14 protein-coding genes are annotated in these 15,329 nt (G+C 45.8%); 7 read left to right on the forward strand and 7 right to left on the reverse strand.

The window, feature by feature from the left end:
• Positions 1 to 762: 762 nt before the first annotated feature.
• Positions 763 to 3,534 carry a glycoside hydrolase family 3 C-terminal domain-containing protein gene (locus CRG97_RS01675; protein WP_481856173.1) on the forward strand — a complete coding sequence of 924 codons (2,772 nt, stop codon included), beginning with the start codon at positions 763 to 765 and terminating at the stop codon, positions 3,532 to 3,534.
• A gap of 197 nt (positions 3,535 to 3,731) precedes the next feature.
• Complete coding sequence (locus tag CRG97_RS01680; protein ID WP_098741453.1) at positions 3,732 to 3,953, forward strand: hypothetical protein; 222 nt, start codon at positions 3,732 to 3,734, stop codon at positions 3,951 to 3,953.
• A gap of 227 nt (positions 3,954 to 4,180) precedes the next feature.
• Here the strand turns inward: CRG97_RS01680 and CRG97_RS01685 are convergent, their stop codons facing one another.
• From CRG97_RS01685 to CRG97_RS01710, 7 genes are all read right to left on the reverse strand, one after another.
• Positions 4,181 to 4,570, reverse strand: coding sequence for a carboxymuconolactone decarboxylase family protein (locus tag CRG97_RS01685; protein WP_098741454.1), 390 nt, complete (start codon positions 4,568 to 4,570; stop codon positions 4,181 to 4,183).
• Positions 4,567 to 4,815, reverse strand: a complete 249-nt coding sequence (locus tag CRG97_RS01690; RefSeq protein ID WP_343225181.1) for a YgaP family membrane protein — start codon at positions 4,813 to 4,815, stop codon at positions 4,567 to 4,569. The genes CRG97_RS01685 and CRG97_RS01690 overlap by 4 nt, the downstream gene beginning before the upstream one ends.
• Positions 4,816 to 4,850: 35 nt before the next feature.
• Entirely contained in the window at positions 4,851 to 5,525 is a 675-nt protein-coding gene (locus CRG97_RS01695; protein WP_098741456.1) for a Crp/Fnr family transcriptional regulator, read from the reverse strand.
• Positions 5,526 to 5,805: 280 nt separating this feature from the next.
• The gene (locus CRG97_RS01700; RefSeq protein ID WP_098741457.1) at positions 5,806 to 6,729 is read right to left on the reverse strand and encodes an aldolase; all 924 of its coding nucleotides are present in this window, start codon (positions 6,727 to 6,729) and stop codon (positions 5,806 to 5,808) included.
• 101 nt (positions 6,730 to 6,830) lie between these two features.
• Complete coding sequence (locus CRG97_RS32845) at positions 6,831 to 6,956, reverse strand: paeninodin family lasso peptide (protein ID WP_114149298.1); 126 nt, start codon at positions 6,954 to 6,956, stop codon at positions 6,831 to 6,833.
• Between the two features lie 16 nt (positions 6,957 to 6,972).
• The gene (locus CRG97_RS01705) at positions 6,973 to 8,922 is read right to left on the reverse strand and encodes an asparagine synthase-related protein (RefSeq protein WP_098741458.1); all 1,950 of its coding nucleotides are present in this window, start codon (positions 8,920 to 8,922) and stop codon (positions 6,973 to 6,975) included.
• Positions 8,923 to 9,006: 84 nt separating this feature from the next.
• Positions 9,007 to 9,477, reverse strand: a complete 471-nt coding sequence (locus CRG97_RS01710; RefSeq protein ID WP_076322570.1) for a VanZ family protein — start codon at positions 9,475 to 9,477, stop codon at positions 9,007 to 9,009.
• Between the two features lie 243 nt (positions 9,478 to 9,720).
• On the opposite strand from CRG97_RS01710, the gene CRG97_RS01715 reads away from it, so the two are divergent.
• The 5 genes from CRG97_RS01715 to CRG97_RS01735 all read left to right on the forward strand — a co-directional run bounded on the left by CRG97_RS01715 (position 9,721) and on the right by CRG97_RS01735 (position 15,318).
• Positions 9,721 to 11,688: a glycosyl hydrolase family 28-related protein gene (locus CRG97_RS01715; protein WP_098741460.1), complete on the forward strand. Its 1,968-nt coding sequence runs from the start codon at positions 9,721 to 9,723 to the stop codon at positions 11,686 to 11,688.
• A 357-nt stretch (positions 11,689 to 12,045) separates the two neighbouring features.
• A complete protein-coding gene (locus CRG97_RS01720; RefSeq protein ID WP_098741461.1) occupies positions 12,046 to 12,798 on the forward strand; it encodes a YveK family protein in 753 nt (250 codons plus the stop codon).
• Positions 12,779 to 13,420 carry a CpsD/CapB family tyrosine-protein kinase gene (locus tag CRG97_RS01725; protein WP_098741462.1) on the forward strand — a complete coding sequence of 214 codons (642 nt, stop codon included), beginning with the start codon at positions 12,779 to 12,781 and terminating at the stop codon, positions 13,418 to 13,420. The genes CRG97_RS01720 and CRG97_RS01725 overlap by 20 nt, the downstream gene beginning before the upstream one ends.
• 292 nt (positions 13,421 to 13,712) lie before the next feature.
• The gene (galU, locus tag CRG97_RS01730) at positions 13,713 to 14,612 is read left to right on the forward strand and encodes a UTP--glucose-1-phosphate uridylyltransferase GalU (RefSeq protein WP_430204366.1); all 900 of its coding nucleotides are present in this window, start codon (positions 13,713 to 13,715) and stop codon (positions 14,610 to 14,612) included.
• Between the two features lie 7 nt (positions 14,613 to 14,619).
• The gene (locus CRG97_RS01735) at positions 14,620 to 15,318 is read left to right on the forward strand and encodes a sugar transferase (RefSeq protein ID WP_098741463.1); all 699 of its coding nucleotides are present in this window, start codon (positions 14,620 to 14,622) and stop codon (positions 15,316 to 15,318) included.
• Positions 15,319 to 15,329 lie beyond the last annotated feature (11 nt).

A 15,329-nucleotide genomic window follows, 5' to 3' on the forward strand; every position in this document is an offset into this window, starting at 1 on the left:
GAGAGCATGAGGATTCTATTCAACCGATACACCATTGATGAAAGTCATCGTTTTATCTTCTTGGACGCTTGATGGCAACGATTCGTGTATGTATGGGACAAGATTATGTTATTGAGCACTTAAAGCAGAGATTTCATTGCAACAGTATTATGATATCCTTTAAATTATTGTATTTGATAGGATTGTAATGGTTTATGGGTGAAAGAAAAAGCCCCGAAAATTTCAGGGCTTATATGCTATAATTTGGAATGTACAACACACCTTGAGTGGGCGCAACCTCCGAAAGGAGGTGATGCGATGAACATTTCGTTTGGTGAAGTGCTTACCTTCGGGTTATTCCTGTTGGCATTGCTAACTTACATCGATAAACGAAAGTAACCCACTCTTAGGTTGTCGCCGAAGTGGGTTACTTTCTGATCACACATGATCTTGGAGGGAATTCCACTCAAGATGTTGTACTGAGGACGGTTGGCACACCGTCCTTATTTCTATTCTTATCTTATCATACCCGTTTTTAGTCCTCAACGATTGTGTTTATTCAATAGACAAATTATTATCTGTATGATCCCTCAACCGAAACTGCACTCTTTTCAGCAACTTCAAGACTTTTTCACATATTCCTATACAGAATTTGTTACTATGATAGTACATAGATGCCTCATACCTAATGTTGGAATTCGTCAGGCATTTACTAATCTTTCTTCATTATCAATTGGATACAGGAGAAAACAAACGGGAGGGAATATATTGAGTACACAGAGAATGGGAGCTCCTTTGGAAGGCTTTGCTGAGTTTAGCCGAAAGGTCGCTGCCGAAGGTGCCGTACTGTTAAAGAATGAAGGACAGGTGCTTCCCCTTCAACCGAACGAAACCGTTGCTGTTTTTGGCAGAACGCAAATTAATTATTACCGCAGTGGTACGGGTTCGGGCGGGAGCGTTCATGTTTCCCATACAACGAATCTGCTCGGCGGTCTTCGGGATAAGAAGAACATCACCGTCAACGAAGAATTGGCAGCTGCCTATGAACAGTGGATTGAACAAAACCCTTTCGATAATGGCGGAGGCGGCTGGGCGGCTGAGCCGTGGCATCAGAAGGAAATGCCTTTGACCGATGAGCTGGTATCCGCAGCAAGACAGGCATCCGACAAGGCGATTGTTGTTATTGGGCGAACAGCTGGTGAAGATCAGGATAATGCCAATGAGCCGGGCAGCTACCAGTTAACGTCCGAAGAAAAAGCCATGCTGCAGCAGGTGACAACGCACTTCGAGCAAACCATTGTGGTGCTGAATGTATCTAACATTATCGATATGAGCTGGATGCGCGATGATAGTTATGTGCACCCGATTTCTTCTGTGATTTATGCTTGGCACGGTGGCATGGAAGGCGGCAACGCCATTGCAGACGTATTGGTTGGCGAGGTGACGCCTAGCGGCAAACTGACCGATACGATTGCTTATTCGATCGAGGATTATCCATCTACCCGCAATTACGGCAACGAGCTAAAGAATGTTTATCAAGAGGATATTTATGTGGGTTACCGTTTTTTCGAAACGTTTCGACCCGCTGCCGTCCAGTATGAATTCGGCTTCGGTTTGTCGTATACGTCGTTTGAAATCGAGCCGCAAGAAGCTAGGTTGGTGGTTAGAGAGGGAGCACAATACATTGAAATCGGAGTAAACGTAAAAAATATCGGAACCACCTATACAGGTAAAGAGGTTGTGCAAGTTTATTACGAAGCGCCGCAAGGCGTCCTGGGTAAGCCTGCCAAAGTGTTGGCGGCATTCGGAAAGACGCAGGAGCTTGGGCCGGGGGTTTCGCAGACGCTCACGATCAGCTTCCCGGTCCACGCCATGGCTTCCTATGATGACGCCGGTGTGACGGGACAGGCTTCCGCTTATGTCTTGGAGGCCGGAACCTACCGTTTGTATGTGGGAACCAGCGTGAAGAATGTGAAGCCTATCGGTTTGGATGGCCAAGATGGTTACGTTGTAGAAACGCTGCAAGTTGTGGAGCAACTGCAGGAAGCCATGGCTCCAAAGGAAGGCTTCACCCGAATGAAGCCGGGCAGTCGCAAGGAAGACGGCTCATACGAACTGACATATGCAGAGGTGCCCCAGCGCAAGATTAACATGGAGGAGCGCATTCACCAAAACCTGCCGCTTACCTTGGAGCAAACGGGCAATCGAGGCTATACCTTAAGGGACGTCTATGAGGGAAAAGTCAGTTTGGAAGCCTTTATCGCTCAACTAAGCGATCAAGATCTGGCGGTCATCGTCAGAGGAGAAGGCATGAGCAGTCCGCTGGTTACGGCGGGAACAGCCTCGGCTTTTGGTGGCGTGAGCGACAGCTTGCTCGACTACGGTATTCCGGTGGCTTGTACGGCGGATGGGCCGTCCGGGATTCGGATGGACAGCGGACAGCAAGCAACGCAGGTGGCTATTGGAACTCTGCTTGCGGCAACTTGGAACAATGAGTTGGTCGAAGAGCTCTATGTCATGGAAGGCCGAGAGTTACTTAGCTACAACATTGATACTTTACTTGGACCGGGTCTGAACATTCGGCGCAGCCCGCTGAATGGACGCAATTTTGAATATTTTTCGGAAGATCCGCTGATCTCGGGAGTATTTGCTGCGGCATGCACGCGCGGGATTATGAAGGGCGGCTCCAATGCCACCCTGAAGCATTTTGCCTGCAACAACCAGGAGAAGCATCGCAGTAAAGTCGACGCTGTCGTGTCCGAACGCGCCCTTCGTGAAATTTATCTGAAAGGCTTTGAAATCGCGGTGAAGCAGGGCGGGGCAAACTCCATCATGACCTCGTATAACCCGATCAATGGACACTGGGCGGCTTCCAATTATGATTTGAATACCACTATTCTACGGGGAGAGTGGGGATTCCAGGGCATCGTAATGACCGACTGGTGGGCCATTATGAACGACGTAGTGAACGGAGGCCCAGCTGATCGTAAAAACACGAACTGGATGGTCCGCGCCCAAAATGATCTCTACATGGTGGTTATGAATTACGGTGCGGAAATCAATGCATGGGAAGACAATACCTTGGCATCCTTGGAAAATGGTACGCTGACTCGTGGAGAGTTACAGCGCAACGCCATGAACATTTGTCAGTTCCTGATGCATGCGCCGGTATTTTCAAGAAAACAGGTGATCGAGGAAGCCGTAGGTACTTTTAAATCCGCTCCTTCTCTCGCGCCGGAACAAGCACAAACTTTATCGGAGAGCACGCAAGTAAAGCCGGCTGCAGTGGGGTCGACTTATGTGAAGGTGGAAGAATCCGGCGAGTACCGGATCATTGTGCGCATTATGTCTCCGGAATCCGAACTGGCCCAAAGCGCGTGCAACGTAACGCTGAACGATCAACCGGTAACCACGATTCAAACGAATGGTACCGACGGCAGATGGATTAGGCAGAAGCTTGTCAAAGTGGAGCTGGAAGCGGGCTATTATGAAATGAAGCTGGATTTCGTCAAGCCCGGCTTGCAGATCGACTGGATTGAATTTAAACGGGTGTAAATCCAGAAATACAGGGGGTATCCAACGGATCGGGGATCTGTTGGATACCCCTTTTTCCTCGATAACAATATGAATACACCAATTAATTGCATGTTGCTGGTATCCAATAGGTGTGACGAATGTCATCGAAAATATATTTGAAATTTGAATAATAAGGGTGATGCAAGAACTTAAAGTGATGAAAGGGTGTGAGACGTTTGGCAGCAGCAATTCACGAATGTGTGGAACAAGACTATGTTATTGAGCATGTGAAGCAACGATTTCATTGTGCGGTATTATGGTGTGAAGGGCGTGCATGCCTGGAATATAACGGCGAGGAAGAGCTAGCGCGAATATCGGAATACGTAAAGCAAACGTTTGATAAAGAGCTGCTGGACGTATTTTTCACGGCTATTGAAAGCCTTCCACTGGATGCTTAAAGTGAGATTATCTCATGCATTCCCTTAGCTGTCTTCGGACAGGGGAGCGACTCCCCTCCTTTCCATAGCTTAAACCCGCAAAGAGCGGGTGCTTTTATATGAACGTGTAAATGATACAGCTCAGAAGATCCCCCATACAGAAGAAGACACTGACCGCAGGCCAGTGTCTTCTTCATGTTCTGAAACAGGAACATACTTATTAATGCATCAAGCCGTTAGGAACAGCGCTAGCAAAAACACTCTGGTTGATCCGGAGGTTCATTTTGCGGCGCGTCGTCTTGGGAAGTTGTTGTGGTGTCGTATGCCACTAATGCATGGGTGGCGTGACTAAGGATGGCGCCTGCGCGAGTAGTCGTTGCTACGAATACAGCCTCAAGAATTTCTTCTCGTGTACCGCCTAATTGCTTGAATTTCTTCACATGAACATCGATGCAATAAGGGCATCCTGTAACATGGGCGATGGCCACGGCAATCAGTTCTTTTGTCTTTAACGGGATGTGGTTGAGTGTATGGTAAGCATCTTTTTCAAAGGCTAGAAAAGAGGCGGAGGCCTCGGGGGCAAGCTGCATGAGTTCGGGAATTTTCTTTAAGTTGGAAGAGTCATAATAATGGGTCATAGCGGTCTCTCACCTGTCCCTCTCTTAATCTGGCAGGAATTGATCCCGAATATACGGTTGATGAAGCAGATTCGAGTCAGGACATTAAACAATAAGACAAGTCCGATTAGACCGATGTACCTCCAGTTACTATCTAGATAAAAAAGAACATATAGAAGAGGGAAACTCAGAATGAACCGGAATAACCGGTCGATACCGCCGACATTTTTCATATCATACCTCCGCATCATTGGAATTAATTCCATCTTAGCGGGGTATCGAATCCTTTTCCGTGACTAAGTCACGATCGATATTGCTGGATGATCTTTTCCAGAGCCAATCGGTCGATGAGACGGATGTTCCCTCTAGATAGCGACAGGATTCCTTGGTTTTGAAAGTCCTTTAGCATGCGGCTAATGACTTCCCGGGCTGTTCCTAGCTCTACGGCTAACTGATCGTGCGTAATCTTCAATGCTGTTAGATCGTCATTCGTATTCGTATATAAAAAATGGGCAAGTCGATAGTTCATCGGTTTAAATGCAATGTCCTCGAGAAGGTCCGTAACGGCCGTTATTCTCTGGACAAATTGCTGATAAATAAATTGTCTAAGAGGTTTGTAATGATCCATCCATTCTTTAAATACGCCTACCGGAATAAGCAAAATTTCGCTTTCCACTTCAATTGAAGCCGAGGCTTCATATTCCGATTCTCCCAGAATACTTGCCATCATGAGCACGCAGCTTTGCCCGCCTTGGACTCGGTATAAGGTAATTTCTCTTCCTTGCTCACTAATCTTATGAATTCGGACGCTTCCCTTCACCATAAACATCGCGTGCTGCAGCATATGGCCCTCTTGAATCGCATGCGGAGTAGAAGGGTCTACGGACACGAGCTCAGCGTGATGCCAATCATGATGTGAAACCGTGGATAGGCAAGGAAGAATATCGGTTATTCGTTCGATTTCAGAGGGATTCATAAGGGGCTCCTTTTTACAATTCAATTCAAAGTTATAAACCTAGAAGTGTTAATTCTCATTATAGGCCTAATTAATATCAGTGGTAATTTAATGTGATTTTGGGAACAGCGAAAAGGTGTAACGCACACAAGGCCTTGGCTTATCGAGTTGAGCTGTAGAATCGTGAAAACATCCCCAAACCTGTCGTTTGGGGATGTTTTATATAGAGGGGGGCATATGTAATTGAGGGTGTTTGAGGGATGAAGGATATGATTCGATAAACGACCCATGAAGTTCATGTTTATTCGCGAATGGCATCTAAGACCAGGGCCGTTAGCTGATGCACGGTATGTTCGTTTAATGGACGCTGAATCTGGTACATAGCCATACTGCCGGACATGCGCGCTGTGATGTCAAAATGCCACTTCGTTAATCCGCTGCCGGATAGAAGTTGGTTTCGATAGGTATGACGATGCAACAGTGGCAGCTTCTCTAATTTATCAACCGCACGTATATGCAGTTCGCGGCAATCCGTCTTAACGAGCTCAAAGATGCCAGCAAGCGGCAGGGGCTTATTGGAGAACTGGGATGAGACGGGGATGGCATACTTGGTTTCACGATCGAACAAAGGTCGGAAATGACGGGAGTCCATTCCAAAAACTTCAAGGCTTTCCTGCCAAAGCTTTTGTTGAGGGTAAGCTGGCGTTACATAAGGAGTATTTTGCTGATCCAGCGTTACAGCGATGACGTCATCCGTTACCAATTGGTATCCTTTCTGCAGAAAGGCAGAGGCCAGCGTCGACTTCCCGTGTCCGGAGTGGCCGATGAAAGCATAGGCTTTGTCGTCAATGACTACCGCGCTGCCGTGCAGGGGGAGTATTTTGCGCTGCAGTAAAAGGGCACCCATACAAGATCCAAGCACGTACAGCCGGATTTTATCCTCTGCGGCGCCCTTCTCTGGGGAGACAGAAATGGTCGTCCCGCCCTCTATTGCAAAAACAGCGAGTTCAGGTACTCTGAACATGACCATATCTTCGGTACATATGAATGTTTTATTTGATTTATCAGGTCTTCCAAGCCATCTTTCGGTCAGATCAGCATAACGGATGACAATATCAGCGAAAGCATCCGGGAGGACGGCGGGCTGTAACTCAGGCAGGGGAATGTCACTATGGATGGAAAACCCGAAGGCCTTATATGCGGTTGGCTTAAACGTTTGAAGCATGGTCCTCACTCCAATGATTAATATGCGAATAAAAAAGATAGCCCATATACCCGATCAGGCGTATAGGGGCTCTTTTTATCAGAACATGATGACTTTATATGTTAGCTGGTGTGAACCATTTCATCCGGATCCGGTTGCACTGCATCCGGAATCGCACTACCAGGACCAGCCATGGTCATTTTGATGTCAAGAACCTCCAAAGCAGGTACGCTCCATTCCTTTTTCATATAGATTCACCTCCTTTCAGAAATTTTTTTGTAGGAATCGATACAAAATTACGCTGCGCATAAGCAGTTTAATGGAGGGATTGTAGGCTTGATTCGGGCTGATCCCTTGGCGGGCTTCGGCTAAGGCATCGTGTATGACAGGCATGTTGATGATCTGCTGCATTCGGGAATCGTGGGATACACGGTCCAGTTCTGCTAAAAACACAGGCCAGTCACTTAGCATTCGGTGGATTGAATCTGCTGCTTGAATCCCTCTTGTTCGATGGTTGAGACGAATGGAGTCAGGGAGCCAGCCTTTCGTAGAACGACGAATTAATGCACGGTCCATCCCCTTCTGAACGAATTGCTCCATGGGAGTTGATAAACAGAACCGAATAACTCTTAGATCATTGGAGGGATCATGGCTCCATAGAGAATAACGAAGAGAAAGTTTACAGTTACTTGTACCGGTTGCGCTCCACATGTTGACTCTTTCGAAATGCACTCTTCTCGCTTCTAAGGGGTCGTCAGGCAGATCATCTGTCGAGCCGATTCCCGTAAACGTAAGGTCATGGAGTTTTTCATAAATACCGACACGTTTGGCGTAATCGGTATTGATTAACTGTGGGAAATCGCCGGAAGCGATTGAAGAGCTTCGCTGTTTCAGTACCGGGATGGCTTTACGACCGACAATGGAATACAGTCGTCTGCGACCCACTCCAACGTTCCTGCTATATCGTTTAATTTCCTGCGTTAGCTGAAGCCACTTGAGGTTCTTCAGGAGTTTGGTGTAATATTCGATCGCAGGTCCCCAAGAGATGCTGTAATTTCCTCTGGCCCCATTAAGCAGAATCCCGATATCTCGTTGTTCTGCATGCTCGTAAATGCCCCTAAGCCAAAACGAATTATCAAAAAACTTATAGGGAGACTCCAGGATGTCAAGCCAATCATCGATTTCCGTGAAAGCACTTCTTCCGGAGAAGTCCAAATAGTGGTCGTTAATGTTCCCCACGAATTGTACCGTTTGCTTAATGAGAGGTCTCTCGTCTGCAAGCCTGTGCTTCGGCGTCCAATCCACAAATCCGGTTTCTGGCACGTAACTGAAGGTATGTAACGAACGGTTTTCATGCTCTAACGCTCTGGCCGCAAAACTAACCACCGAACCTGAATCCAATCCTCCGCTAAGATGGGCTCCGACATTTCGATTCGTTCGCCGAAGCCGTGCGGTTACGGCTTTGTTGAAGACTTCCCGGAAAGCCTCCTCATACTCTTCTGATGATGCTAATTGCAAAGGAATGACATCCGAGAGGCTATGGTATCGGGTAACCGATACGTTATCATTTTTAATGATGATTTTATGAGATGGCGGTAGCTGAAGGATGTTGTTGTAAATCGTAGTGGATACGTCCGGCGGTTCAAAAACGCCATGGATCGCCAGAAACTCAGCCAGCCATGTTTCATTGATCTCTTTATGTACGAAAGGTAAGGAAAATAAAGGATTGATGGCCGTACAGAAGCAGATCTGCTGCTCATTATGATGGTAATAGAGCGTCCTTGCGCCTGAGAAGTCCCTGGCTCCGAAAAGGAGCTGCTTTCTCTCGTCCCAAATGATGAAAGCAAAGTCCCCCACTAACCGTTCCGGCATTCGTTCGGACCATTTCTCATAAGCAAGGAGCAGAACTTCACTGTCTGTCATATGTTGCCTTGAATGATGCGGCACTTGCAATTGATCCATTAATTCATCGCGATTGTCGATAATGGCATCAGCCGTTATGGCAAGCCCCCGGTTCGAATCGTAGTAAGGTAAACGCTCATGGACGGACTGCTCCGTAATCCACTGTGCATGACAACCCAACATGACGTGATTCAAGTTCCATAACCTGCTTTGGTTGGCCGGATATTGCCTCAAAGCCTCCATGATAAGTCCGCCGTGCTCCGACTGGACCGCTTCCCCATTAAAACGATAGATACCGGCAATAGCACTCATTTGAATTTCCTCCAATTGGACCAGAACAATCACTACTTGATACCTATTGTATCGTAGTCATTATATAACATGATACAATACGTATCAATGTTTTTTTTCTTCGTGTTTTGGATGATTGGAATTGGTTGAAATAACAAGATTAACGTTTCGTTTCTGCCTGGAGCTTTTACGGAACAGGATGAGACAGCAAAAATAAGCCAGGAGAACACCGAAGGCGTCGTTAATCACATCATAGATCCGGCCACCCCGGAAGAAGAAGAGCTGGAGGATCTCCGTTAAGGCGGCGTAGATGATACACAAATAAAAAGCCGACTTATATTTACCGAAATTCGAAGCGAGCAGAGCAAGAATAAAGAAACCGATAAAATGACCTATTTTCCGCAAAATCCAGTCGTGGCTAGCCCATTGGAAATCAAGCTTTAGCAATTCCGACCAATCGGGATTGGGATTAAGCTGGAAATCAATAATATGATATTGGATCAGCAGATTGAAGTTAACGGAGCAAGTGAAGATAAACAGGGCAAGAGCCCAGATAATCGTAAGAACGATGCGCATAGGAGAGCCTCTTTTCATAAAAGCGCTTCAATATTGGGTACATTCTTATAAAATGCAGGCACAGGAATGGTCGTTGATACATAATGTATCTAACTAAGGTTGTATATTATAGCAGCTGTAGATTTATTTCAAGATTAATAATGGCCCGTTTTGATAAAGGAGTAAGGTTACTCTCTTAAGTGGCATCATTGCTAAGCGTTTACGGAATAGTTTTTGCCACTAGTTAGCAAGGAGGAGTTCAGTATGGCGAAACAGCAAACGAATTATATGAAGATGAATGCATGGTCACCTACAGATCCGATACTTCCTGAAGAGCTGAGTTCCAATTTTATTATGTTGGATGAGGAAATGAAGAGTCATGGAATTAACGTTAAGTGGTTTGGAGCAGTCGGAGACGGGGAAGCTGATGATACCGCGGCCTTTCAGGCAGCTATGAGTGTGTGCGAAAAGCGGTATAAGATGTTTGTGCCGGCTGGTACCTATCGAATCAGGCAAACCATAGAGAATAACAGTCGAGGGATATTCGGCATCGCTCCTTATGTGGATAGTGGGGAAATGGGAACTAGAATCATTTGGGATCCGATAGACATGTCAACAGATCTGCTTCCTTGCATTAGAATACGCAGTTCCGGCGACAAGGCCGTTTTTGAGGATTTTGCGGTTACCGGTACTGCCGATTACAACTCCAGAAACCTTGCGGCCTGGGTGAATAAAGACCGATTTGACCAAAGCAGCTATGGCATGTTTGCTGTGGGAACCGCTGCAATAGAAGTGGCGGGTAAAGCAACACCTATTTTCAGAAATGTCAGAACCTCGGGCGTAAAAGTCGGTCAGCTGCTTAACAGCACAAATGGTCATGTTTATTCGTACGATTGCACCTGGAACGGATTAATAGGTGTGTACTGTCGAATTAATTCCGGAGATTATTTTTATCAGGGTGGAGGAGTATCTGGTGCGTTCTGCGGAATCATGCTAGGCACCTTGTTAAATGCAGGTCATCGCGGTGGTTTTGATGCCCACTTGCACCGGACGCATCTTGGTTTCTCGCCTTATGCCATCTATCAATGCATTGACAGCGGACTTGATGAGTACAATCAGGCCTCCTCGGTCCGAGGATTAAGCGGGATCTACACCAGCGCTCAGTTTGAACAATGCGGAGAAGCCGCTATCAAATTGCTGACGAAATCCGCAACCTCTAATTTGCGGATGTTTGGCTTTGGGTTCTCCTGGTCGGTGCCGACGTATTCCGGGAACTTGGGAAACTGGGAGTTTCCGTTACCGGATGAACTGAAAGTGCCCGGCGAGAAGCAGCAGTATGCGGCTTGGTTCGGGACGATTACGGCTCCTGTCACATTCAATGATGATCTTGGAGCATTAAGAAAATCCTCTGCTCCCGGAGCTATCGGCTCGGCGTATATCGATACATTGACGGGTGACAAGGAGTCTGATCTGTGTGGTTTGGTCATCACGGATACGGTTATCCGAAGGAAAGTAACTCCTCTTTATAAAACAGTTGACTTACGAGCACGTATGGAAGAAAGAGAGCATCGAGCGCTTATGCCGGTTTCTGCGCCGAATTTGCTTTTGAATCCGGAGATGCTCTCTAATTGGACGGTGTTAAACGGCGGCTCTCTCAGTCTTGTCACGGCAGATCAGATACCGGTTCCCATTTCGAATGAGATGAAACAGGTGATTGGTAACCAGCCTGTCATTTTGAAGGTAACGCCTGATGGGGTGCATTCTCCAAGCGTAAAAATTAAATTCAATGCTTCGGCCTTACCTTACCAGGGGGACGCGAACAGAAACCTTGCAATGCAATATTTCATATTGGAAACGGAATATGAAAGTGGTTCCCAGTATAAGTCGATCGGACGCATTTCAGCTCAGAACGCAGAGTATATTTTTAACGATGCCGTGACATGGAGGACGAAGAGTTGGAAACATCATCGGGGGAGGGAAATGGCAAGTAAAACAGGATTGCTGCATGATTTCAGCATAGGGTTTATTCCGAAATTGGGCGAGACTTATATTGCAGGAGTTATGGTAACTTGGGATCATATCGGTTCCTATTCTCCGTATCCTCATAGCTATATAACCGATTCACTTGAAATCGGCGGATCCGGAAAAGGTATCATTTTAACAGATTCCGTAACCAATGCCAGGTACCGTCTCTCGATTGCCAATGGCAGTTTGCAAATTACGCAAGCATGATGTCAGGCCCTACTTCATAGCAATGCCCCCAGGGAACAGCTCGTTGATAGCCTTATCAACGAGCTGTTTTTATTGGAGGAGATGACAGCTGCCTTCAAGGTTGAAACCATGGAATCTTAATAAATAGTAAGCGCTAACAATGAAATGTTCGCCTTTTTGTTGATACAATATGTGTCTTTATTCCTGAAAATACATGAAAATTAACCTTGACATGATACAAAGTGTATCGTAAATTATGGAATATAAATTGTATACGAATTGTATCAATCAAGCTTGAAGACAAGGATGTCATCTTACTCGAAAGGATCCCAATACAACCAATAAATAAATTCAGAATTCACAGGGGGCTGCGACGGCATGGAACTTAAACAGTATTTTCGAATAGTTCAGAAGAAATGGTGGTTAATCGCGGTTATTGTCATTATCGCAATGGCAGTTGCAGGTGTTAAAAGTTTCTATTTTACGACACCCATCTATGCAGCAAACGCTAAGCTTATTGTTAACCAATCGTCAGGAGATGGAGCAGCTACCCTGAATGCAAGTACCATCCAGACCAGTATATTCCTAATTAATTCTTATAAGGAGATTATCAAGTCATCCGCCGTTATGAACAAGGTGGTTGAGAAATATCCGGAATTAGGAGAAAGCCCTGCCCAGCTGGCAGCGAAGATTTCCGTTACCTCCGCCAACAATTCGCAAGTCATGAACCTGGTATATCAGGATACTTCCTATATCAAGGCAGCGAAGGTTGTTAATGGTGTCTCAACCGTGTTCAAGGAGCAAATTCCGAACATCATGAATGTGGATAATATCACGATATTAAGCGAGGCAGATGTAACTGTTACTCCCGCCCCGATCAATTTTAACCCATTAATGAACATGCTGATCAGTTTTGTCGTTTCGCTCATACTGGCGATCGGATTTGTATTCCTCTTGGATTATCTTGACGATACGCTCGAAACAGAAGCCGAAATTGTGGAAATTATGAATGTTCCGGTACTTGCAGTGGTAGGTAAGGTTAGCAAAGGTGACCTGCGGAAATCCGCGAGAGTGAAAGCCGCTCAAAAACAAAAGGTAGGTGAGAATCAATATGCGACGCTCAATCAATGACATAAGTCTTGTTGTGTCCCATAACCCCAAATCTTCGATTTCGGAAGTATATCGCCTCCTTCGAACGAAAATTCCGTTCTTCTCCAAAGATCAGGAATTAAAGACGGTTATGGTTACATCATCCCAGCCCGGAGAAGGAAAAACCACAACAATAAGCAATCTGGCTATTACATACGCGCAGGAAGGCAAGAAAGTGCTCTTGATTGATGCGGATATGCGTAAACCCTCATTACACCGTGTTTTCTCCCAATTGAATCATCAAGGTTTGAGTACACTATTGACGGGTCACGTTAGTATTCAGGATGCCATACAGGAGACAACGATTGATCATTTATCTCTTCTCCCTTCGGGTCCAGTTCCTGCTAATCCATCAGAATTAATTGATTCTTCGGGTATGCGGGAGTTATTGAGTCAATTGAAAGATCAATATGATGTCATACTCGTTGATACGCCTTCCGTGCTTTCGGTGTCCGACAGCGTGATTGTAGGTTCTTTGTGTGATGGTGTCATTATGGTAGCTGCTGCTGGAAAGGTGAAAAAAGACCATCTCAAAAAGGCGAAGGAACAGCTGGATCATGTAAACGCCCGGATGCTCGGTATTGTTCTAAATCGGGTCATCTAGGCTTTGAATAATGGGCTGCTCACTTCATCATAGAAAGGCTGTCAAACCAGAATCAGAAGGTAATGTCTACTGCACCTATATCACTGTAGACACTCGGTCACGCTGTGGGTCTCCCAGGAGACCTTAGACATCATTGTCGAGGGTGTGACGTGAGGACGGGTTGAATGCCCTTATTAGAAGTATTAGTTATGTCCTTTTCAAACCGAAGAGGGCATAGCTAAGTCCTTCTGCTAAAAAGCCACTGTTTCAGGGATTTGTAACCATATTATAAATAGAGTTGGAGAGTGAATGGATGATGAAGAAAGTGAAAAAAGCAATTATCCCTGCAGCAGGGTTGGGTACGCGGTTCTTGCCTGCAACGAAGGCAATGCCGAAAGAAATGCTCCCGATAGTAGATAAGCCCACCATTCAATACATCGTCGAGGAAGCGGTAGCATCAGGGATCGAGGACATTATCATAGTGACGGGCAAAGGCAAACGGGCCATTGAAGACCATTTTGACCATGCCTTCGAGCTTGAGCATAACTTGTTCAGTAAGGGTAAATTCAATTTACTTGACGAAGTACGTCGATCCTCTAATGTTGATATTCACTACATACGCCAGAAAGAAGCTCGTGGACTTGGGCATGCTGTATGGTGCGCCCGCAATTTCATTGGCAATGAGCCGTTCGCCGTGCTACTTGGGGATGATATTGTGCAATCCCAAACACCATGCATTCAACAGTTGGCACAGCAGTTTGAACAGATGCAGAAATCTGTGATCGGGGTGCAAATCGTTCCTCACGAACAGACGCATCGTTACGGCATCGTCGCCCCTCTGGAGAGAATGGACCGATTATATCAAGTGGATTATTTTGTTGAGAAACCACCAACTGGCCAAGCGCCATCTCGTCTGGCAATTATGGGAAGGTACATATTAACTCCTGAAATTTTTGGGTTTCTGGAGAATCAAGAGGAAGGAGCCGGTGGAGAAATTCAGCTGACAGATGCGATACAAAGACTGAATGAGACCCAGGGCGTATATGCTTACGATTTTGAAGGGACACGCTATGATGTTGGCGAAAAGCTTGGTTTTATAATGACTACTCTTGACTTTGCGTTGCAAAATGATGAGCTTCGCAAACCGCTGCTTCAAGGTATGGAGACGATTCTTGAGAGAGCACTTGAGCAAAATAAATCACTAATGAGGTGAACGAAAGATGTACCCCAGTCCGCAACGGAACGAAGCAGACGCTGTTTTAGAAGGGTCTTCGAAATATGCACAATATGCTGTGGAAGATCAAAAATCCAAAATCCTGTATCTGACAGTTAAGAGAGGGATGGACTTTGTTTTCGCACTTTTTGGACTCGTTTTGCTATCGCCACTCTTTCTAATCATATCTATACTTATAAAGCTTGAAGACCCAAAAGGGTCTGTTTTTTTTTATCAAACTCGTGTCGGAAAAAACGAAAGGCCGTTTCGAATGTACAAGTTTCGCTCCATGGTGTCCAACGCAGAGGAGTTGCTTGATAAGCTGCTTGAACAGAATGAAATTAATGGTGCCATGTTTAAGATGAGGGAAGATCCTCGGATTACAAAAATTGGGAAGTTTATTCGCAAGACGAGTATCGATGAGTTGCCGCAGCTATGGAATGTCGTTCGCGGAGAGATGTCATTGGTAGGTCCAAGGCCGGCATTGCCTAGAGAAGTAATGCAGTACAGCAGTTATGATAAGCTGCGATTGAAGGTAAGCCCCGGTTGTACGGGCTTGTGGCAGGTGAGTGGACGAAATAACTTAAGTTTTCATGAAATGCTGGCTTTGGATTTGGAATATATCGAACGTCGAGGAATTTGGCTGGATATGAAGGTCATGTTCCGAACAGTAAAAGTTATGATATTTCCGAATTCGGCCTATTAAAATGATGGAGT

It is taken from the genome of Paenibacillus sp. EZ-K15 (assembly GCF_002573715.1).
In the GTDB taxonomy this organism is placed as follows: Bacteria; Bacillota; Bacilli; order Paenibacillales; family Paenibacillaceae; genus Paenibacillus_AQ.

What these genes read in the sequence shown, in the direction of transcription:
- CRG97_RS01675 (WP_481856173.1), top strand. Translation starts at nt 763, where the DNA reads ATGGGAGCTCCTTTGGAAGGCTTTGCTGAGTTTAGCCGAAAGGTCGCT.
- CRG97_RS01685 (WP_098741454.1), bottom strand. Translation starts at nt 4,570, where the DNA reads ATGACCCATTATTATGACTCTTCCAACTTAAAGAAAATTCCCGAACTC.
- CRG97_RS01690 (WP_343225181.1), bottom strand. Translation starts at nt 4,815, where the DNA reads ATGGAATTAATTCCAATGATGCGGAGGTATGATATGAAAAATGTCGGC.
- CRG97_RS01695 (WP_098741456.1), bottom strand. Translation starts at nt 5,525, where the DNA reads ATGAATCCCTCTGAAATCGAACGAATAACCGATATTCTTCCTTGCCTA.
- CRG97_RS01700 (WP_098741457.1), bottom strand. Translation starts at nt 6,729, where the DNA reads ATGCTTCAAACGTTTAAGCCAACCGCATATAAGGCCTTCGGGTTTTCC.
- CRG97_RS32845 (WP_114149298.1), bottom strand. Translation starts at nt 6,956, where the DNA reads ATGAAAAAGGAATGGAGCGTACCTGCTTTGGAGGTTCTTGACATCAAA.
- CRG97_RS01705 (WP_098741458.1), bottom strand. Translation starts at nt 8,922, where the DNA reads ATGAGTGCTATTGCCGGTATCTATCGTTTTAATGGGGAAGCGGTCCAG.
- CRG97_RS01710 (WP_076322570.1), bottom strand. Translation starts at nt 9,477, where the DNA reads ATGCGCATCGTTCTTACGATTATCTGGGCTCTTGCCCTGTTTATCTTC.
- CRG97_RS01715 (WP_098741460.1), top strand. Translation starts at nt 9,721, where the DNA reads ATGGCGAAACAGCAAACGAATTATATGAAGATGAATGCATGGTCACCT.
- CRG97_RS01720 (WP_098741461.1), top strand. Translation starts at nt 12,046, where the DNA reads ATGGAACTTAAACAGTATTTTCGAATAGTTCAGAAGAAATGGTGGTTA.
- CRG97_RS01725 (WP_098741462.1), top strand. Translation starts at nt 12,779, where the DNA reads ATGCGACGCTCAATCAATGACATAAGTCTTGTTGTGTCCCATAACCCC.
- galU (WP_430204366.1), top strand. Translation starts at nt 13,713, where the DNA reads ATGATGAAGAAAGTGAAAAAAGCAATTATCCCTGCAGCAGGGTTGGGT.
- CRG97_RS01735 (WP_098741463.1), top strand. Translation starts at nt 14,620, where the DNA reads ATGTACCCCAGTCCGCAACGGAACGAAGCAGACGCTGTTTTAGAAGGG.